The 19,595-nt window shown below is 63.3% G+C and carries 19 protein-coding genes and 1 pseudogene; 12 read left to right on the plus strand and 8 right to left on the minus strand.

The genetic code is table 11. The features are described 5' to 3' along the window. Window positions 1-38: 38 nt before the first annotated feature. The 3 genes from ACP3TD_RS09550 to ACP3TD_RS09560 are packed head-to-tail and all read right to left on the minus strand — an operon-like array spanning window position 39 to window position 2,673. On the minus strand, window positions 39-611 hold the full coding sequence (locus ACP3TD_RS09550) for a flavin reductase family protein (protein WP_426767020.1): 573 nt from the start codon (window positions 609-611) through the stop codon (window positions 39-41). 2 nt (window positions 612-613) lie between these two features. Continuing rightward, complete coding sequence (locus ACP3TD_RS09555) at window positions 614-1,660, minus strand: methionine synthase (RefSeq protein WP_426767022.1); 1,047 nt, start codon at window positions 1,658-1,660, stop codon at window positions 614-616. 20 nt (window positions 1,661-1,680) lie between these two features. Next, a complete protein-coding gene (locus tag ACP3TD_RS09560) occupies window positions 1,681-2,673 on the minus strand; it encodes a DUF1852 domain-containing protein (protein WP_426767023.1) in 993 nt (330 codons plus the stop codon). Window positions 2,674-2,794: 121 nt separating this feature from the next. Between ACP3TD_RS09560 and ACP3TD_RS09565 the strand changes: the two genes are divergently transcribed. The 5 genes from ACP3TD_RS09565 to ACP3TD_RS09585 all read left to right on the plus strand — a co-directional run bounded on the left by ACP3TD_RS09565 (window position 2,795) and on the right by ACP3TD_RS09585 (window position 6,800). Beyond that, window positions 2,795-3,736 carry a LysR family transcriptional regulator gene (locus tag ACP3TD_RS09565; protein WP_426767025.1) on the plus strand — a complete coding sequence of 314 codons (942 nt, stop codon included), beginning with the start codon at window positions 2,795-2,797 and terminating at the stop codon, window positions 3,734-3,736. Between the two features lie 435 nt (window positions 3,737-4,171). Continuing rightward, entirely contained in the window at window positions 4,172-4,813 is a 642-nt protein-coding gene (locus ACP3TD_RS09570) for an HNH endonuclease family protein (RefSeq protein ID WP_426767026.1), read from the plus strand. A 430-nt stretch (window positions 4,814-5,243) separates the two neighbouring features. Next, window positions 5,244-5,558: a hypothetical protein gene (locus ACP3TD_RS09575; RefSeq protein ID WP_426767027.1), complete on the plus strand. Its 315-nt coding sequence runs from the start codon at window positions 5,244-5,246 to the stop codon at window positions 5,556-5,558. A gap of 15 nt (window positions 5,559-5,573) precedes the next feature. Then, window positions 5,574-6,044, plus strand: coding sequence for a hypothetical protein (locus ACP3TD_RS09580; protein ID WP_426767029.1), 471 nt, complete (start codon window positions 5,574-5,576; stop codon window positions 6,042-6,044). Window positions 6,045-6,077: 33 nt separating this feature from the next. Further along, window positions 6,078-6,800 carry a PspA/IM30 family protein gene (locus tag ACP3TD_RS09585; RefSeq protein WP_426767031.1) on the plus strand — a complete coding sequence of 241 codons (723 nt, stop codon included), beginning with the start codon at window positions 6,078-6,080 and terminating at the stop codon, window positions 6,798-6,800. A 379-nt stretch (window positions 6,801-7,179) separates the two neighbouring features. On the opposite strand, the gene ACP3TD_RS09590 is transcribed toward ACP3TD_RS09585, so the two are convergent. Together ACP3TD_RS09590 and ACP3TD_RS09595 are read right to left on the minus strand one after the other, a co-directional pair. Beyond that, window positions 7,180-7,374, minus strand: a complete 195-nt coding sequence (locus ACP3TD_RS09590) for a hypothetical protein (RefSeq protein ID WP_426767033.1) — start codon at window positions 7,372-7,374, stop codon at window positions 7,180-7,182. A 388-nt stretch (window positions 7,375-7,762) separates the two neighbouring features. After that, window positions 7,763-8,161 (minus strand): nuclear transport factor 2 family protein, encoded by a 399-nt coding sequence (locus tag ACP3TD_RS09595; protein ID WP_426767034.1) that lies wholly within the window; start codon window positions 8,159-8,161, stop codon window positions 7,763-7,765. 552 nt (window positions 8,162-8,713) lie between these two features. Here ACP3TD_RS09595 and ACP3TD_RS09600 point away from each other — a divergent pair. The 4 genes from ACP3TD_RS09600 to ACP3TD_RS09615 all read left to right on the plus strand — a co-directional run bounded on the left by ACP3TD_RS09600 (window position 8,714) and on the right by ACP3TD_RS09615 (window position 14,040). Further along, window positions 8,714-8,977 carry a hypothetical protein gene (locus ACP3TD_RS09600; RefSeq protein ID WP_426767035.1) on the plus strand — a complete coding sequence of 88 codons (264 nt, stop codon included), beginning with the start codon at window positions 8,714-8,716 and terminating at the stop codon, window positions 8,975-8,977. Between the two features lie 452 nt (window positions 8,978-9,429). Next, window positions 9,430-9,849: a gluconokinase gene (locus ACP3TD_RS09605; protein WP_426767036.1), complete on the plus strand. Its 420-nt coding sequence runs from the start codon at window positions 9,430-9,432 to the stop codon at window positions 9,847-9,849. A 186-nt stretch (window positions 9,850-10,035) separates the two neighbouring features. Further along, a complete protein-coding gene (locus ACP3TD_RS09610; RefSeq protein ID WP_426767038.1) occupies window positions 10,036-13,551 on the plus strand; it encodes a discoidin domain-containing protein in 3,516 nt (1,171 codons plus the stop codon). A 279-nt stretch (window positions 13,552-13,830) separates the two neighbouring features. Next, window positions 13,831-14,040, plus strand: a complete 210-nt coding sequence (locus ACP3TD_RS09615) for a hypothetical protein (RefSeq protein ID WP_426767039.1) — start codon at window positions 13,831-13,833, stop codon at window positions 14,038-14,040. A 29-nt stretch (window positions 14,041-14,069) separates the two neighbouring features. Here ACP3TD_RS09615 and ACP3TD_RS09620 read toward each other — a convergent pair. Beyond that, window positions 14,070-14,162 (minus strand): annotated as a pseudogene (locus ACP3TD_RS09620) (NmrA family protein); the annotation flags it as partial. Window positions 14,163-14,284: 122 nt separating this feature from the next. Here ACP3TD_RS09620 and ACP3TD_RS09625 point away from each other — a divergent pair. After that, entirely contained in the window at window positions 14,285-15,001 is a 717-nt protein-coding gene (locus tag ACP3TD_RS09625) for an HNH endonuclease family protein (protein ID WP_426767183.1), read from the plus strand. 135 nt (window positions 15,002-15,136) lie between these two features. Here the strand turns inward: ACP3TD_RS09625 and ACP3TD_RS09630 are convergent, their stop codons facing one another. Both ACP3TD_RS09630 and ACP3TD_RS09635 read right to left on the minus strand, forming a co-directional pair. Next, window positions 15,137-17,353, minus strand: coding sequence for a catalase (locus ACP3TD_RS09630; RefSeq protein ID WP_426767040.1), 2,217 nt, complete (start codon window positions 17,351-17,353; stop codon window positions 15,137-15,139). A 263-nt stretch (window positions 17,354-17,616) separates the two neighbouring features. Further along, on the minus strand, window positions 17,617-18,009 hold the full coding sequence (locus ACP3TD_RS09635) for an Hpt domain-containing protein (RefSeq protein ID WP_426767041.1): 393 nt from the start codon (window positions 18,007-18,009) through the stop codon (window positions 17,617-17,619). Between the two features lie 510 nt (window positions 18,010-18,519). Here ACP3TD_RS09635 and ACP3TD_RS09640 point away from each other — a divergent pair. Both ACP3TD_RS09640 and ACP3TD_RS09645 read left to right on the plus strand, forming a co-directional pair. Next, complete coding sequence (locus ACP3TD_RS09640) at window positions 18,520-18,963, plus strand: hypothetical protein (RefSeq protein WP_426767042.1); 444 nt, start codon at window positions 18,520-18,522, stop codon at window positions 18,961-18,963. A gap of 105 nt (window positions 18,964-19,068) precedes the next feature. Next, the gene (locus ACP3TD_RS09645; protein ID WP_426767044.1) at window positions 19,069-19,554 is read left to right on the plus strand and encodes a DUF3592 domain-containing protein; all 486 of its coding nucleotides are present in this window, start codon (window positions 19,069-19,071) and stop codon (window positions 19,552-19,554) included. Window positions 19,555-19,595 lie beyond the last annotated feature (41 nt).

A 19,595-nucleotide genomic window follows, 5' to 3' on the forward strand; every position in this document is an offset into this window, starting at 1 on the left:
GCCCTACGGCTTTCTCCCCGGAATGGTTAGCGCGGCGCTCAGCCTTCAAGCTTGGAATGCTCGCCCAAGCGGTGCCATGCACGGTTGTGGTAGACCAAGGCGTCGCCGGGTTCGCCTGCCGGGACGTCACGCAGCACGCGGTATTCCAGGGCGTGAACGGCGATGATTGTGGAGGTCCCCACCTCCATGCGGTCGATGACGGCGCAGCGCACCCAGGCGCGGACATCGTCATAGACCGCTTCGCCGGTTGCAAGGGTCGACCAGGGGTGCGTCTGGTCAAAACGGTCGGCTCCGGGGGTCGCTCCAAACTTCGCCAAGCGGATATCGTGCGCGTCCAGCAGGTGCACCACGACGGTTTCGGCGCGGGAAAGCACTTCGGACGCAGAGGACAGTGCCGAGACCGAGAAAATCAGCAACGGAGGTTCCGCACTCACTGACACGACCGACGATACCGTCAGTGCCACCGGTCCGTCGCCGGTATCCGCCGTAATGACGGCGACACCCCCCGGGTGGCCACGGAACAGTGCTTTGAATTCGTCGGCCGAGAGGGAGGATGGGGAGCTCTGCTTCGGAGCCTCGAGCCAGGTGTTTGCGGGGTAGGCGTGAAACATCGTTATGACGCCGTGGGGGCGGAGCGGGCGAGTTCTTCGCGAACGATGTTTGTCCCTGCGCTGAGGGCACTCAGCTTGGCCAGCGCGACGTCCCGGGGGAACGGTGCCATTCCGCAGTTGGAGCTGGGGATGAGCTTGTCCGCATCGACGAACTGCAGGGCCTTGCGGAGGGTGTCGGCGACTTCCTCCGGGGTCTCAATGGTCTCGCTTGCGACGTCGATAGCGCCGAGCATGACTTTCTTGCCGCGGAGCAGCTCGATGAGGTCCATGGGCACGTGGGAGTTCTGGGACTCCAGCGAGATGATGTCGATGCTGGAGCTCTGCAGCAGCGGGAACGTTTCCTCGTACTGCCGCCACTGCGAGCCGAGCGTCGCCTTCCAGTCATTGTTGGCCTTGATCCCGTAGCCGTAGCAGATATGCACGGCGGTCTCCGCACGCAGCCCTTCTGCCGCTCTCTCAAGCGCAGCCACGCCCCAATCCTTGACCTCATCGAGGAAGACATTGAACGCGGGCTCGTCGAACTGGATGATATCCACGCCGGCCGCCTCGAGTTCTTTCGCCTCCTGGTTCAGGATCGTGGCGAACTCCCAGGCCAGCTTCTCGCGGCTCTTGTAGTGGTCATCGTAGAGGGTGTCCACCATCGTCATGGGACCGGGAAGAGTCCATTTGATCGGCTTGTCGGTGGTGGCGCGGAGGAATTTTGCGTCTTCGACGAATACCGGCCGCTCGCGGCGCACCGGTCCGACGACGGTCGGTACGCTCGCGTCGTAGCGGTCGCGGATGCGCACGGTTTTGCGCTGTTCAAAGTCGACCCCGCTGAGATGCTCGATGAAGGTGGTGACGAAGTGCTGGCGGGTTTGCTCGCCATCGCTGACGATGTCGATGCCGCGCCGGCTCTGCTCGTGGATGGCGATGCGCAGCGCGTCCTGCTTGCCCTCGAGCAGCGCATCTCCCTCGAGCTTCCACGGGGACCACAGAGTCTCCGGCTGTGCGAGCCACGAAGGTTTCGGCAGGCTTCCGACAAGGGTGGTGGGCAAAAGTGCGTTCATGATTGGCGATTCTCCGTGGGTCAGTTGACGAGGGCGGGGTAGTTGGCGGTCCACTGGTCCAACAGATCCCTGTGGGGCGTGATGAAGTGTTCCTCCGTGTACTTCGCCTGCTTGACCGCGAGCTGACCGCGCTCGACGCGGTCGTAAGCGATCTGCGTCCGCGAGTAATCCTGCTCGCCCAGGCTCGGCTGGTAGACGACGGCGGCGGCGGAGTTCGCGTTGTAGACCTCCGGGCGGTAGATCTTCTGGAACGTCTCCATGGTGCTGATCGTGCCGATGAGCTGCAGGTTGGTGTAGTCATTGAGCAGGTCGCCGCGGAAATAGAAGGCAAGCGGCGCAACGCTGCCGCGGGGCATGAAGTAGCGGACCTTCAGCCCCATCTTTGCGAAGTACGCGTCCGTCAGCGAGAAATCGTCCTGCTGGTACTCGATGCCCAGGACCGGGTGACGGTTTCCGGTTCGCCGGTACGTTTTGCTTGTGGAGACGCTGATGCAAACCACTGGCGGCTGCGGGAAGCGCTCCTGGCATTCCGGGGAATCGAGGAAGTGCTGGAACAGCTTGCCGTGAAGGTCGCCGAAGTCCTCGGGCACGGTGGGCTTGCCTGAGTCCCCTGCTGCCGCCGGCAGTACAACGCTGAAGTCGAAGTCCCGGACGTAGGAGGAGAAATTGTTGCCGACGATCCCCTGGTGGCGGACCCCGTTCAGCAGGTCGACGATCTGGATGTCGAGAACCTCGAACAGCGGGAACTGCTGATCCGTGCCGTCCGCGGTGAGCTGTATCTGCACGGAAACGATCTCAAGCTCGAGCGTGTAGCGGTCCCGGTCCGGGTTGTCCCAGTCTGCGAGATCGTTGAAGCGGCGCCGCATCATGGTCAAGGCGTTGCGGAGGTTCTCCTGGCGGTGCTCGCCCCGCGCCAGGTTGGCGAAATTCGTCGTGATCCGGGAGCCTTCCGCGGGGGAGTAGTCCTCGTCGAAGCGGGTGGTGGTAATACTGAAGGTGAAGTCGTCTGCCATGCTGCCAATCCGTTGTTGATGGGCCGGAGACGGCCTTCCAGAAGGGGACGTATCCATGGTGCAGCCTTTCAGGGGGTATCGGGTAACTAGGCGCTGCTATGCATTCATATAGAATTTGCCTATGGCCCAGATTTCGAGCGGACTGACCCTGCAGCAGCTCCGCTACTTCATAGAAGTCGCAGCTGAGGGGTCGATCTCCGCGGCCGCCGATCTTCTCTACGTTGCGCAGCCGACAATGTCCGCCGCGATGAAGGACCTTGAGGCCCGGGTGGGCCGTGCGCTCCTGCTTCGCTCCGCCCGCGGGGTCACCCTCACCGCCGACGGGGTAGAGTTCCTCGGCTACGCGAGGCAGGTCGTGGAGCAGTTCGCTCTCCTTGAGCAGCGCTACCTTGGCAGGCCGCCGCGGCGACGTTTGCTCGGGGTGTCAACGCAGCACTACTCGTTCGCGGTGGATGCCTTCGTCCGGATGGTCAAGGCCACTGAGGTTGCCGAATACGAGTTCTCACTGCGTGAGTCGCGCACCTGGGACATCATCGAGGATGTCCGGACGCTCCGCAGCGAGATAGGCATCCTCTACCGGAACGATTTCAACCGGAAGATCATCGACAAGCTGCTCCGGGAATCCGGGCTCGGGTTCACTCCACTTTTCCTCGCCGATCCGCACATCTTCATTTCACGGAACAACCCGCTCGCCGCAAAAGAGCGTGCGACTCTCGACGATCTCGCCGGCTTGCCGCGGCTGACCTTCGATCAAGGTGCGAACAACTCTTTCTACTTCGCCGAGGAGATTCTCTCCACCTTGTCCAGTAAGCAGGAAATCCGGGTCTCTGACCGTGCGACGATCTTCAACCTCATGATCGGGCTCCACGGCTACACAATCTCGACAGGCATCATCAGCGGGCAACTGGACCCGGAGATCGTCGCCATCCCGCTCGACGTTGACGAACGCATCGAGATCGGCTGGATCGGCCACGCCTCAATTCCGCTTACCGACCAAGCGCAGCGCTACCTCAGGGAATTGCGGGCCGTCGTCGCTGAGTTCGGCGTAGCGCTACTCGACTGAGGTACTGGGCCCATTCGATCCTGGACCAGTTCGGTGTCGAGACTAGCTGAGCATCCCGGTCCAGAGCCGGTGCGCGCCCTGAACCGCTGCCGCTGGCGGCCTTTTGAGGATGGATTGTTTGTGGTGTTCGACGGCGGCCGCGTCCTCTTGTGTGTTGGTCGCCGCGGCGAGAGCTCCACGCATGCTGGGGCAAATGTAAGACTCGCCACAGTGAACTGGGGCCGGCTGGCATACGCGTGGCCGCTCGGTTCTGACACGTGCTCCAGTATGTGGCGGGCACAACATTCACTCTTACCGTGCGCCGGCGATAACCGACGTTAGCGTGGAACCTTTCGAAGCAACGCAGAAGGGCAGTTCAAAATTAGTCGCTCCATCGCCCCGGCCCTGACAGCTGCGGCCGCTCTTCTGTTCGTTGGTCCCCTTGCTGGCTGTGAGGTGGCCGCCCGCTCCCTCGACGGCGTCGGTTCTGCTCCCAGCAACTCTGCTACTCAGCCGGCAGGCGGCGACACCGGCCGTGAAGCAGCGCAGGCTCTCGTTCAGTTGGAGAGCATCCCGGTCAAGGGCCGCGCCCCGAAGACCGGCTACACCCGCGATGAGTTCGGACCTGCCTGGGCCGATACAGACCACAACGGCTGCGATACACGCAACGACATCCTCGCCCGCGACCTGACCAACGAAACGTTCAAGGCAGGCACCCACGACTGCGTCGTCGTGACTGGCACTCTGGCGGATAAGTACACCGGCACCACCATCAACTTCGTCCGCGGCCAGAACACCAGCGCAGACGTTCAGATCGACCACATCGTTCCACTCAGCGACGCCTGGCAAAAAGGTGCCCAGCAGCTGAGTGCAGATCTGCGCAAGCAACTCGCGAACGACCCACTAAACCTTATGGCAGCCGACGGCCCCACCAACAGCGCTAAAGGCGACAAAGACGCCGCCACATGGCTACCGCCGAACAAGGCTTTCCGGTGCGAATATATTGCACGCCAGACAGCGGTCAAGGGCAAATACACTCTCTGGGTCACCCAAGCAGAACACGACGCCATGGCCAGCATCTTAAAGGGCTGTCAGTAAGCGCGTTTCAACAATTTCTGAAAGACAGGTTGGCTTGTCAATACGACTACGAACCTCCTGTACTGGATCGGGGACCCAGCTAGGGCAGACCGCCTGAAGTTTCGCCGATGAGTGGCTGGAGAAGGCGACCGACCCGTCGTGAGGTTTGGGGGACCGCCCTCATCATCGCAGCGGCCGTCTGCGCTTGGGCGTACCACGTCATCTACGGGCAGTACCGGGCTGGTGCCGGGAAAAGCTGCTCCTCTACGTTGGAATTCCTGGGAACTCGATCGCCTGGTGGTTTCTAGTGGTGGCGATCCTATGCGCGGCAGTCGGGCTGTCCTTGCTTCTGCCGACCTTGATCAGCCGCGTCCCAAAAAAGACCCCACGGCGGGTCCTAGGCTGGACTACGGGCGTCGTTGCTGTCGCCTGCGTGCCGTACTTCGGCCTTGTGTTTCTCTTCGCAGCCTTTGGTGCGTTCGGGGTCAGTGACACCATGAAGATCACGGCAGTCGACGGGCAGTCAGTCCTTGTGACACAGGACGGTTTCGACGGCGAGGCCGTCGACATCTACACCGAGTACGACGCGTACCACTACCAGTGGGTCCGCAGCGTACCCGAGCTCTCCGGAGGGCCACGGGTGAAGGATTTGGACTGCCAGCTGGGCTCCACAGACGGAGTCCTGAGGCTGACATGCGGCAATACGGCACTGGTGGTGGATCTCGAGGATGCGGTAGGACGTAAGCAAGGCGGCGGGCCGCGTTGAGAATTGGTGGCGGTTATGAACGGTGAGCTCCCGGAAGAGGAGATGGTGGAGCGCTACGGCCTGCTCCGAAAGGGCGTGATCCTTACCGGCCAAGCGCTATTTAAGGGCTGGGCGATCACCACAACCCTGTGGCTCATCGGGTTGTACGCTGTCCTCGCTGCGACCTCGCAGGGGTTCTGGTTCAACCTGGGCCTGATGGTGCTGTTGTACGGCTACGGCGTCTCTTTAGTCGTCGGCCTGCCATTGGGCTGGATCCTGGGCCGCCTGCTTCGGCACGTCCGGAACCAGTGGATCCATGTTGCCACCTTCCTCGTCGTACCGACGCTGTGCTTTTGGGCGTTGGGATCCCTGCTTGGCTTTGGCTGGACCTTGCAGGCCTTGGGGCTCTGGGCAACGGTTGGGCTGGCCTCCGGCCTCGGGCGGCTGGCAGTCTGGAAAGATGTAGTTGTCCGGTGCGCCCCGCCCATACCGTTGCCGGACACCTAGGATACGAATGACGTCCCCGATAGAAAGACCCCCGTGAAGCAGAGTATTTTCGCCCGCGTCGCCCAGCTCGCCAAGGCCAACCTGAACGCCGTCCTGGATTCCGCGGAAGACCCGCAGAAGATGCTGGACCAGATGGTCCGCGACTACTCGAACAATATCCGTGAAGCCGAGGCCGCGGTCGCGCAGACGATCGGTAACCTCCGGATGGCCGAGGACGACCACAAACGGGCGGTCGACGACGCCAACTCCTGGGGCAACAAGGCCATTGCAGCTTCCCGCAAGGCGGACGAGTTCCGGGCCGCCGGCAACAGCGACGCGGACAAGTTCGATGCCCTGGCCCGGCTGGCTCTTCAACGGCAGATGACGGCTGAATCCACAGCTAAGACCGGGGCGCCGGCGCTTGCCGCTCAAAATGAGGTCGTCAACAAGCTGAAGAGCGGCCTGGACCAGATGCGCGGCAAACTTGGGGAACTGACCGCCAAGCGCAACGAGCTCGTCAATCGGGCCCGGGTCGCCGCCACCCAAACCCAGGTGAACGACGCCCTCAGGGCGTTGGACTCCGGCGACCCGACGTCTGCCATTGGCCGGTACGAGGAGAACATCCGCCGTCAGGAAGCCACCGTCCGCGGCCAGCAGGAACTCGCCGCCTCATCCCTGGATGCCCAATTCGCCTCCCTCGAAGACCTCGGCGAGCAGACCGAAGTGGAAGCCCGCCTCGCCGCTCTGAAATCCATGGACCGGAAGGCCATCGACTGATGAATGCCGGATACGGCCCCATCTGGCAGATGGGCATCGCCGATCCGGCGCCGCGCCGGATCGATTTCCAGCTGGCCGTCTGCTAGCTCGGCGTTGGCGAGTGTCGGTTCCTCCTGCGCTGGATCAGAACCCGCACGATGCGGTACAGGAAATAGAGGATCAGCAGAGCCGATACTGCTCCTACAATCGTGGCGGCCGGACGGCCGATGACTGGGCCACTTTCACAGAAGCTTTCCCCGTAGCCGGGCACGTAATCGATGCAGCGGCCCACCTCCATGAGGGACCACGGGAGCACAAAGAACGTCACCACGAAAATACCGACGCCCCAAGGCCAGACTTCGCTCCAAGGCCACGAAGGCGCCTTGCTCCGATTCACCCTTCACCGTCCAGCATGGGGTTGGTGCCCCTTGTATCGGACGTCCAGCGGACAATTACCCAGTTGCCTCCCCGCTTGCCGCCGTTCGTCGGCTTGGAGGATGCCGTCGCGAACAGCGGAGCGGATCACGCCGTAGAGGACGTAGAAGATGATCGGCGTGAAGACCAGAGTCGGGGCAATGCTGTCAGGGTCGATCATCCTTGTCCGCCTTGGCCCGTCCAGTAATTCTGAGCACCTGCTGCGGCCACATTGAGCTGCGCGCCGTCGAGAGTGATGGAGGATTCGGGCATGCCCATTTCGGTCCACTGGGTTACCAGGCGCAGGTCCCCGGCCGGCGGAAGCGGTCACAGCCAGAGCGTTCCGCTTGAGGACATCTCGACGTGGGGCACCGGCCCATTCGGGTGGAACGTAGCGGACGGTGCGGCCACGGCGTGGCGGCTCGGGTATGGGCAGGTCCTGGAAGAAGGTCATGGTCTTCCTTGGTTCGCCTGTTGCGACCGACCAGTGGAACAACGGCAGCGCCGCCCTGGATCCCCCAATCCGTCCTTACCCGAACCAGTCTAGCCACAGGGCCGACTTCGGGTGCTCAGGGGTTCACTGTATCGCCGTGCCGGTGAGTGACCTTCCACAGACCGTCTTCCCGGCGGTAAATTTGTGTGGCCCTGAGGATGTAACTTCGCGGCTCGCCGTCGACTGAAACTGACGTGTGTTCGAGGCCGGCCGTGTACGCCAGGTCCCCGACGACGTCGTAGGCCAGGAGCTCAAACCGGTAGGACGTGCAGTTGGAAAACTGCTTTGCGAGGCTAGTGAACAGTTGATCCAGTTCCTGCTGGCCGAAGGCATTGCGCCAAGCACCCAGAACACTGACCGGATCCTTACGGGACCAGATCGCCCGACGCGGCACAGCGTCTCCGTTATGAAGGGCCAGTTCCGCCCCATAGAGCGAGGTCCTCACCCAGGCCAGGAAATCATTCGACTCAGCCATGCGATCAGTATGCTCCTCCAAGCGGGGGAGGAGTCCGAGCTGGCGGAACTCTGGGACGACGCCGACGAATTCGAATGGCGCGAATCCGTCAGCGACCTCGCCGAGCGCCTGCGCACCGCTTTGCGGTAGCCCAGCGGTCCATGGCGTCGTGATGGCTGACGGCGCTACTTCATTGTGAAGTTCAGTCCCTCGCCGCTATCCGGGTCGGAGACGAAGAAGGCTTCTGTCGTGGCGGCGTCCCATTCCGTTGACCATCCCACCACCGCGCTGTTCATGTCGGCCCCGACATGGGCGCAGCAATAGTGAAATTCCAGGGCTGAGCCACCAGAAGACGCGGGAGCAACTCCGGTTCGAGTGCTTTTCGACGGCGATCCGGCCGTTCGGGGCTCAGCTCGCTGATCCCGTTGACACCGTGGGCCGGACCGGAGTAATACAGCCATTGGCGGTCCACACCCGGGCCGCCGCGAATGGTTGAGCTGCGCTGTTCAGGTCGGCTGTATGCCCGATCGGCGCCCGACGGAACAACGCGGCACGCTTCGAAGGAGAAGCATTATGACTGTTGCACACATCCTGCACCGCGTCGCCGACTACGACGCCTGGCGCAAGGTCTACGACACGGTGGGCGACATGCAGAAGGAAGGCGGAGTGACTGAGCAGTCGGTACACCGGATGGTCGATGATCCCGACAACGTTCTCGTCATCCACCACTTTGCCGATGCGGAGACCGCCCAGGCGTTCTTCGGCAGAGCTGACCTGCGGGAGGCAATGGAGCGCAGTGGGGTCCAAGGCCAACCCCGCGTCGAACTCTTCGAGTAGGGCCGCATCGGTACATGGGAAAGGGTGCGCCCGTTCGCCGGGCGCACCCGTTCGCTACCCCTCGCTCATCCATGAAGCCAGGACCAGGGTGTAGGCCTCGGTCTCCGCCGGGCTGCCGGGGGGCAGAGGAACCCGTCACTGCCGCCTCGACCCGAACGTCCGGAAAGAAGTCACGCGCAATAAATCGCGAAGTACCGCTTTATCAACACAGGGCCGATGATGTTCTCAGATGCCAGGTTGGCTTTCTGTTGGTGCGTTTGCGTTGGTCAGCCGACGAGCGCGTGTTCATGTGCCGGGGGAGAGGAGCGACATTACTCTGGAGATTGCTCCGCAAAGGATCCGGGGAGTCTGCGGACCCGGCAAGTCCGTTGCCGGGTCCGCACTGGCGTCCAGCATAGGCTCAACCTTCACCGCTGCCGACACGCTCCACCCCCCCGGCCAACGAGGAAAAGATGCGCGCCGGCATCCCTTTGGACGATGCAGGCCGGTGGCCTTGGCTCCAGCTGGTCGGCTCCGAGTTGGCCGAGCCCCGTCCTCAGAGAACAGTAGTGGCTTGCTCGGCCCTGAAACGGAGCTACCGGGACGCCATCCGCCGCGTCGCGGCCGAAACCACGTTCGTCCTGCTTGAGGTAGCCCCGTCCCTACTGGAGGGACGCCTCCTGCAGCGGACCGGACACTTCATGCCAGCATCCGTGCTGGCCTCGCAACTGGCCGCACTCGAACCCTTGCAAGCCGACGAAGCGGGACTCGGCATTCCATCAGACGCTGGCATACAAGTGCCTGTTGACCGCATCCGGCGGGTCGTGGACCAAGAGGCGTGGTTCGCGAAGGACCCGACTAGGGAAGGGACACTAGTCACCGTGCCGCGTTGAGGCGATCCCAATCGATAGGCCTGCACATCCTGTTTAGCGAATGCTCTCAGAACGGTTCGGACCAACCTTGATCGAGCATGTTCGAGTGCATTGTGACCCCCGGCTCAGGCTCATAGTCTCGGGGTGCCCGGCCTTCCTGAACTGCCCGGCACACCGCACCCGACACCCCGACGATGAGGTCCCTCCATGGCGTTATCAGCACACAGAATCCGAAGGCCAGTCGCCGCCCTGGCAGCAGCCGTGACCGCAGCGGCCGGCTTGGCACTCCTGCCAATAGCTCCGGCAGCACAGGCAGCAGACTCAACTGCCGTCACCATCACACCGAACCCGGCCAGCCGCAGCGAAGCGTTTGAAGGCTGGGGCACCAGCCTTGTCTGGTTCGCGAATGCGACTGCGGGATACTCACCGGAGCTGCGCGAGGCGTTGTACCAGAAGGTCTTCGGAGAGGACGGCCTGAACCTCAACATCGCCCGCTACAATGTGGGCGGCGGCAACGCCTCGGACGTCAGGGACTACCTCAACGACGGCAGCGCAGTGGAGGGCTGGTGGAAACCGGTCACTGACGCGACACCCGGCCAGCCGGCGTCGAACCTGTATAACCCTGACGGAAGCGTCGATAAGACCCAGGCCAACAAACTCGCTTTCCTCAAGGCCTGGAACCCGGAAGATCCTGCGTCCTACAACCCCGACGCTGATCAGAACCAGCGCTGGTGGGTGGAGCGTTTGGCCCAGGACCAGCAGATCACGCACTGGGAAGCGTTCAGCAACTCGCCGCCGTGGTTCATGACCAAGAGCGGCTACGTGTCCGGGCAGGTCAATACGGCCAAGGGCGAGAATCTGCTCCCCGAAGCGGAAGGCAAGTTCGCCGCCTACATGCGCCACGCCGTCGAGCTTCTTGAAAAGGGCAGCGGGATCAAAGTGGACACCATCGACCCTTTCAACGAGCCCAATTCCGGCTACTGGGGCACGGACATCAATGCGGCCACCGGGAAGCCACCCACCACCTACACGCAGAAGCAGGAGGGTGCGCTGATCTACCCGGCGGCACAGGACCGCGTGACCAAACTGCTCGCCGCTGAGCTGGCGAAGGGCAGCACTGACGCCGTCATCTCCGCGATGGACGAGACTGACCCCACCAAGTTCATGACCAACTGGAACGGCTACAGCCAGGAAGCCAAAGACGCCGTGGCGCAGCTCAACGTCCACACGTATGGCACCAACGATCGCCGCCGCGTCCGGGACCTGGCAGGCTCCACGGACAAGCCGCTCTGGATGAGTGAGGTGGGCGGTTTCTGGACCGGCAACCCTGCCCTGGGCGACTCCACCAGCGGCTGGGACCGCTCCAACATCACCAACGGCCTGGGCATCGCGAGCCGGATGGTCAATGACCTGCGCGAACTCGATCCCAACGCCTGGGTGTTCTGGCAGCCTGTAGAGGACACGTACAAACAGGAGAAAGCAGACAAGGGGTGGGGCTCCATCTACGTCGACTTCGACTGCAACTACGCCGGCCGCGAAGGCTACTCGAACCGCCGCATCAACGACGGCGCCACCCTGGACGCCGCCAAGTGCAAGGTCCTGACCAACCAGAAGTACAACACCACCCGGAACTTCACGCACTACATCCGCCCGGGCGACTTCCTCATCCAGAACAACGACCCCAAAACCGCCAGCGCCCTCCGGGCCGACGGCAACGGCGCCACTCTGGTCCACTTCAATGACACCCCGACGCCGGAAAAGGTCACCATAGACCTCAGCCGCTTCGGCAGCATCGAGCCCGGTGCCAAGGTCACGCCCGTGGTCACCACCAAGTCGCCGCTGGACGACATCGAGAAGAACGCGCTGGTCAAGGGCACCCCGGTGACCGTGAATGCCGGGACGAAGTCCGCGACGCTTGAGGTTCCTGCCGCGTCTGTGGTGACGTTCGTCGTCGACGGCGTCAGTGGAGTTTCGGACGACGCCGCACCTGTGCAGGACGGCCACAGCTACCACCTCAGCGGCGAAGCGAGCGGCAAGTACCTGACTGCGGGCTCCGGTACCGGCGCATCGATCCAGGATCTGGGCACGGATGCCGCGGGTGTTGCTCCCCAGATCTGGACCTTCAACGCAGTGGACTCCGGCGATGAGTTCGTCAACGACCGCCGCTGGGTTGTCACCGGCGCCGATGGGCGGGTTCTGACCGGCAGCGGCGGCGTGCTGAACGGGAGCCAATCGGGTGCGGCTTCGCTTGCTTCGCTGACGCTGGAGCAGGCTAAGGACACCCCTTCGGCACAGTGGATAGTGACGACGGAAAACGGTAGGCAGTGGACCCTGGTGAATGCCGCCGCTGCCATTGCCCTTCAGGTTTCGGGCAACCAGACAGCGGCTGGGACATCTGTTGCCCTGGCCTCCTCAACGGGCACTACGGCAACAGCGTTGGCCAGCCCGCATCAAGCATGGGCGTTCACCGACATCGCTGATCTGAAACTGCTGGGTGTCTCGCCCGTTGAGATGAGCACGCCCGTGGGGACAGCTCCCGTACTCCCCACCACCGTCACTCCCGTTTATGAGGCCGGCCCCGGCAAGCCGCTGACCGTGACGTGGATGCCCGTTGACCCTGCCTCTTGGCAGAAAGCCGGCAAAGTGACGGTTTACGGTTCCGGCATGGACCCATACGGTCAGGCGTTCGAAGCTGTCCTGACCGTCACCGTAGGGGCTTACATTGCTACCGATCCCGTTTCGGTGACTGTTGGTGCCGGCGCATCCCTGGCTTCCGTTCAGGCACTGGCTCCCGCTACTGTTCCGGGCCAGATCGCGGACGGACCTGCCCGGAACCCGCTGTCCGCCAGCTGGGATTGGTCTTCCGTGGCTGAATCGTCGCTGCAAGCCACGGGGAAGGTGACAGTTTCCGGAACCGCCAACGGACTCCCGGCAGCCCTGACGGTCATTGTGGTGGATCACGTTCCTGTAGCCAACATCTGCAAGGACGACCCCGCCACAACAGCCACAGCGTCCTACACCGAGGGCTCGTACGTCGCCAGGAACACCTGCGATGCCAGCGCCTCCACCCGCTGGTCCAACTGGGTGAGCGGTGGCCGCGCGGGCGATTCATTGAGCTATGGCTTCGCACGCGATTACACCGTCTCATCGGTGACCGTCACATCTGCGGAGAAGGCCGCAACAAGCCTCAAGGTCCAGTACCAGGATGCCGACGGCGCATGGAAAGACACATCGGCGGGGACCGTGGCTGGCCTCTCAATCACATCGCCCACCACGATCTCCTTCGACCCAGTGACCACCCGCGGTGTCAGGGTCTACTTCGTCACCACGGCCTCGTACACCAAGGTGGCCGAGGTGGCCATCACCGGAACCCGTTTGGCCGACGCCGGGCTCGCCGACCTTGGCAGGCTTCTGGTCAACCAGGCATCGGTGGTGGGCTTCTCTCGCGGAACCACCGACTACCGGGCGCTGACCCCGACGGCGACTCCCGCCGTCGTCGGCTACCCGCTGGACACGAACGCCAAGGTGACGGTGCGGCAGGCAACGGCGGAAAGTCCGACGGCGGTAGTCACCGTGACTGCTCCGGACGGGACCGTGAAGGTGTACCAGGTGGCGGTATCCACGGGCAAGGACGCGTGCAAGGACGATGGCTGGAAGACGAGCCCCTCGCCCGTGTACAAGAACCAAGGGCAGTGCGTAAGCAGCTTCGCCGCCGGTATGTAAGGACTCCGGGCGCAGCGAGGCCCCCTCGAAGAGTTCCGAGGGGGCCTCGTTGCGTCTGCAATGGTTGGCAATCCCGCACGGGTCATCCCGGCCCGGCAGGGATCGGGAACCTCAAAGCCGGCATTCGGTTTCAGCGGGATGGGCGTGTCACTGTTGCAGAGGGGTGGGGAGCCCTGAGCTGAGCGGTGAGGGTTCTTCTCCGCGCGTGTCGGGTGTTTCTGGACGGCATTCCCTGCGGATGGCCCATCCGTTGCTTGGCCGTGTCCCTTGAAGGAGGCTGTGACTGCCGTGCAGCCGGCCGGCGGTCAGCTGGCACCGGTGGACATCGTGGCAGCAGCAATCTGGGGGCAGGTCCATGGCCTGGTGAGTCTGGAACTCGCGCACGTCGGACCGCCCGGCATGGACTGGGCCGCCGCCTACGACACAGCCCTCGAGGCGATAACCCGCAGTTGGACCATACCGGTGACTTCCAACCCGGCGACGGGCTAAGGGCTCTGCTGCAGGACCCCGCCTCACTGATCAAGTTCGGCGGCCAGCTCGCGACACAGCTCGAAGTTGCGGTTGCTGCCCGGGTTGATTCGGCGATAATCCGCAGAATAATCCGACGGGACGGCATCCTCGGTTCAGGCAAGTGCTCCTGCATGTGGTGGGCACAACATAAGCTCTTGCCGTTTGTAGGCGATGGCCGGCGTTAGCGTGGAACTTCTCCCAGCAATACAGAAGGGCCGCTCACATCATTCGCTCCATCGCCCCGGCCCTGACAGCTGCGGCCGCCCTGCTCCTGGTCGGTCCACTCAGTGGCTGTGACGTTGCCGCCCGCGCCATTGACGGCATCGGGACTCCTCCCAGCAACCATACTGCTCAACCGGCAGGCGGTGGCACCGCCCGTGAGGCAGCCCAGGCTCTTGTTCAGCTGGACAGCATTCCGGTCAAGGGCCGCGCCCCGAAGACCGGTTACACCCGGGACGAGTTTGGACCTGCCTGGGCCGATACAGACCGCAACGGCTGCGATACCCGCAACGACATCCTGGCCCGCGACCTGACCGGCGAAACGTTCAAGCCCGGGACCAGCAACTGCGTCGTCCTGACGGGCACCCTGGCGGATAAGTACACCGGCACGACCATCAACTTCGTCCGCGGCCAGGGCACCAGTTCGGCCGTTCAGATCGACCACGTCGTTGCACTCAGCGACGCCTGGCAGAAGGGCGCCCAGCAGCTGAGCGCCGATCAGCGCAAGGAACTCGCCAATGACCCACTAAACCTCATGGCAGCCGACGGCCCCACCAACGGCGCCAAAGGTGACAAAGACGCCGCAACCTGGCTGCCACCAAACAAAGCTTTCCGGTGCGAGTACGTCACGCGACAAGCTGCTGTAAAGGCCAAGTACCATCTCTGGGTCACCAGGGCCGAGCATGATGCAATTGGTGGCATCCTGCAGGGCTGCCGGTAGCCCGAAGAACCACGGGGGAGGGCGGCTTGGAAACGCTGCCACGTAGCCGTTGGCCAGCCGACGTGCGCCGGTCATAAGCCAGAAGGGGAGCGGCCCTCGACGGATGACGGCCGCTCCCTGTTTGGCTGGACTTGCCTAGGCGGTCGTGGCCGGGAAGCGGTCCCAGGCCCGGTGGGCTGCCAAGAGTCCGGTAAGCTCCGTGACCAGGGCTTCGGCGTCGTCGCTGGCAACGATTCCCGGAGCGTCCTCCGGTATGCCGGCAGCGGTCAACGCTGCTGAGCCCGCGCCCAGGGACGCGATGGCCTTGGCGTGCCGGAACGCCTCGGTCAACAGCAGCGTGGCCCGTGGATCCACCCGGCCGCCCGGAGCGCCGGCCTTCGCATCGAGGCCGGGAGCGGCATCGGGCGCCGGGGCTGCTGCCGAGGCGACGATGACGGCGTCGAACTCCGTGGAGCGTGCGGTGAGGTAGGTCCGCTGTACGGCGATCCCGCCGTCGTCCTCCTGTCCAAGGAATCCGCCGGACGGCGCGATGACGAGCGGGACGATGCCTTGGGCGTCCAGGGCCTGGCGTGCCGTGTTCACGGCAGCGAGGTCACTGTCCTCATCGGCCAGGATCCCCACCACGCGGCCGGCAACGGGCCAGGTCTTGCCGATCTGTGAGAGCGCAGGGCTGGCCTCGGATGAGGGCACCTGTTCTGTCGCTTCCGGGGCGGGGAGGCCGAGGCCTTGGGCCACGCCGGCGCAAAGCCCGGCGTCGATATTGGCGAGGGCTGAAAGCTGCCGTTCCCGGATGGATTTCTCGTAGCACTTGCCCAGTTCGAACGTGTACGCCTGGATGATGTGGTCCTGCTCCACCGGGCTCAGGCTGCGGAAGAAAAGGCCTGCCTGGCTGTAATGGTCATCAAAGGAGGCCGGGCTCCGGCGTTCCTTGATGGCTGCGGCCACTTCCTCCGGGACGTCGATGAAGGCCCCGACATCTTCTCCGGCCAGGAACGGGCATCCGCCGTCCAGCGAGTTGGGCCGGTACGGGGCGACTCCGGAGTGGACGGCCTGCTGGTGCATCCCGTCGCGGAGCATGTCGTTCACCGGGGCCTGGGGCCGGTTGATGGGGATCTGGCCGAAGTTGGGTCCACCAAGGCGGGAGATCTGGGTGTCCAGGTAGGAGAAGAGCCGGACCTGCAGCAGCGGGTCGTTCGTAACGTCGATGCCGGGGACCAGGTGGCCGGGGTGGAAGGCCACCTGCTCCGTCTCAGCGAAGTAGTTGGTGGGGTTGGCGTTGAGCGTCATGACGCCGATCGGCTGGACTGGTGCCAGTTCCTCGGGGACGAACTTGGTGGGATCGAGCAGGTCGATGCCTTCGAACATCTGGTCTTCGGTGTCCGGGAAGGTCTGGACGCCGAGTTCCCATTCCGGGTAGGCACCGGCCTCAATGGCGTCGGCGAGGTCCCGGCGGTGGAAGTCGGGATCCATGCCGTTGATGATCTGCGCTTCCTCCCACAGCAGGGAATGGACACCCTGCTTGGGCTTCCAGTGGAACTTCACCAGTGTGGTGCGGCCTTCGGCATTGACGAACCGGAAGGTGTGGACGCCGAATCCTTCCATCGTCCGGTAGGACCGGGGGATGCCGCGGTCTGACATGTTCCACATGGTGTGTGCCTGGGCCTCGGTGTGCAGGGAAACGAAATCCCAGAAAGTGTCATGGGCACTTTGGGCCTGGGGGATTTCCCGGTCCGGGTGGGGCTTGGCGGCATGGACCACGTCCGGGAACTTGATCCCGTCCTGGATGAAGAAAACGGGAATGTTGTTGCCCACCAAGTCGTAGGTGCCCTCGTCCGTGTAGAACTTGGTGGAGAATCCGCGCGTATCGCGGACGGCGTCGGCAGAACCCCGGGAGCCGAGCACAGTGGAAAAGCGGACGAAAACCGGGGTCTCCACGTCCTTGGCCAGGAAGCCCGCGCGGGTAATGTTCGCGGCGGTGCCGTAGGAACGGAAGACGCCGTGCGCGCCGGCGCCGCGGGCGTGGACGACGCGCTCGGGAATGCGTTCGTGGTCAAAATGGGTGATCTTTTCGCGCAGGTGGTGGTCCTGCAGCAGAATGGGACCGCGGGAACCAGCCTTCAGAGAGTGATCGGTATCGCGGAGGCGAAGACCTTGGGCGGTGGTCAGGTACTGGCCCGACTGGGCCCGCGCCGTTCCGGGCGCCCCGGTGGGGCTTCCCGTGGGCGACACCGCCTCAGGCCCCCGCTGGTCCGGCTTGGGCGGCAGGGGCTCCCGCGGAGTTGTCGGTTCTTCCAGGCCGGCCGGTTCGCTTGCCGGAACGCCGGGAATGTTGGTGCTTGTCTCTTCTGGCACGGTGCTTCTCCTTTGGGTGGGCAAACCTAGCAGTCCTCCGCCGAAACCGGGATACTAAGCGTACTTAGTACCTTATGGAAGGATTTGCAGGACCACAACTTTCGGGAGGAATTCCAATACCGCGCTGGTTGTCTTCGGGGCGGGCCGGGGTCGCCCACGTCTATCTTCCGACGGCGGTTGGCCGCGCCAAGGAGCGCGGGCAAAGACCTCCCCGGGGGCTGCCGCAGATATCAAAGTTCGGGATAAGGGAGTTTTTCGCTTGCCTAGGAAAGGACCTGGAGCAGCCGGTTCTTCGTTTGAATGGCGCATCTGCTGAGGTCGTCCAGATGCGCCCGCGCTATTCCGGGCAAGGCGGTGGCGACGTCGTGTTCGCTTGCGGTACGCAGCGCGGCCTGAAGGTGGCCTGTGAGTGCGGCCAGGCGCTCAGCGCCCACCATCTCACTCGAGCTCCGGAGGCTGAGCACGGAGTCCATCGCTCCTTCAAAGTCCGCACTGGTCAGGCATAGCCGCACACGTTCGATTCTGCGGGGGAGCAGCCCGATGTAGTTCCGGATGAAGAGCCGCCATATGTCCGAGTCGTTGTCGTCCCCATCCCGCAGCCGGTCCAGAACGGAGTTCTCCAAAAGTGGATGTCCCAGGGCGTGCAGTTCCTTCATTGACATTGTCCCGGCACTCCGGCCGTGGCCCGACCTGTCGCTTCACGATGGGTTCGGTGGATAACCGGTCCGGAACGTGGGCTCCTATGTCGCTTGGTATTTCCTGGCCATGATCCGTGCACTTTTGCCCCCAATTTTCCTCTGTTGTTACCCGTTGCAGAGTGCGTGATCGCGGGCCTACCCGCGACGCTACGGGCATTGTTGAGGACTGACACGAGTAGTCGGTACTCATATTGCTTACTAATTGATAATGGCTCGAGCAGAGGGACGGCGGGTGCGACATGACATGGCATGATCGTCTCGGAAAGAAGCGGACAGGGTAATGCGTGCTCATCGGTCAAAAACCGGGCACATAAGTATTGGGGGAGCGGCATGGAGCCACAGAAACGTATGGGTCCGGGGTACCCGAATCAACCTCCCAATCCGCCGCAGCAGCAATATGCACAGAATCCAGGGCCGTATCCCCAGCATTGGGCTCCTCTTCCACCCAAGAAAAGCAAGATGGGCAGGATGGGATGGATCCTTGGCATCATCGCTGTGTTCCTGACGATCTGCGGAATCCTCGTGTTTGCCGGCTGTTCGGCCTTGGTGAGGGAGGTCAACGGAGGCGGCGGAAGTCAGGCCGAGAAGGCAGCGGCAATGAGCGCTGCAGTGGACAACGTACCGGGGGATGGCTGGACTGAAACGTATCGGTTTCAGCGAAAGGTTGACCCCGGTTGCCTTTCAATCGACACCCACTGCCTCAGACTGGAAGCTGCGTGGGCGGTTGACCACGAAGTAACCGTTGACGAAGTTGCCTCACGCCTTGGTCAGAGCATCGACGAGTTCGAGTTCGAAGGATCTGGTGACGGGACCTGCATGACGAACCGCGACAGCAACAGCATGACCCAGATTTGCGTGGGTGACAGCGCTGATGGCGGACATGGCGCCAGGGTCACCATGACGCGGAAGTAGCGTGCAATGCGCAAGGTGCCCACACCCGGATGACCGGGAGGCGCCCGTCAGGTGAGGCTGGCCCCGCGGGCGGTTTCTCACTCACTTTCAGGAAGAATGGACGCCGTGAGCTCCTCTGATACCGTCGTACCGCCAAAACGCCAGACCTTCTGGGCCCGTCTGGGAGGCTTCGCGTTCGTCGCGATATTGCTCCTGGCGGGGCCGGTGCTGATCGGGATCGGCTCCTCGGTGACCGAGTCGGATGAGGAGCTCGCGCGCACCGGCATTCACGCCACAGGCTCCATTGTGGACTTCGCCGACGTAAGGAAGGCGTCGAACCGAAAAATTACTGTGGAGTACATGGCGGCTGACGGCCTTGGTTACTCGACTTTTGCTTCCGTTGACCATGACCAGCACCCCGTGGTCGGCGGGGACGTTACCGTGATCTACAGTGATTCCGATCCTGGTAAAGCGGTCGTTGTGGGCTACGAGAGCAGCGGGGTTTCCGTGCGCGGCATCGGTGCCCTCTTCGTGCTGATATTCACCGTTCCTTTGGGCGTGGTCCTCGTGGTCAAAGGGCTCCGGAAGAACCGCAGGCAGCGAACCACCTAGCGTTCGCCGGAATGAGGGCGACGTGCCCTGGACGCCTTCCT

The sequence above is a fragment of the Pseudarthrobacter sp. 1G09 genome, from assembly GCF_050038305.1.
GTDB classification, from domain to species: domain Bacteria; phylum Actinomycetota; class Actinomycetes; order Actinomycetales; family Micrococcaceae; genus Arthrobacter; species Arthrobacter equi.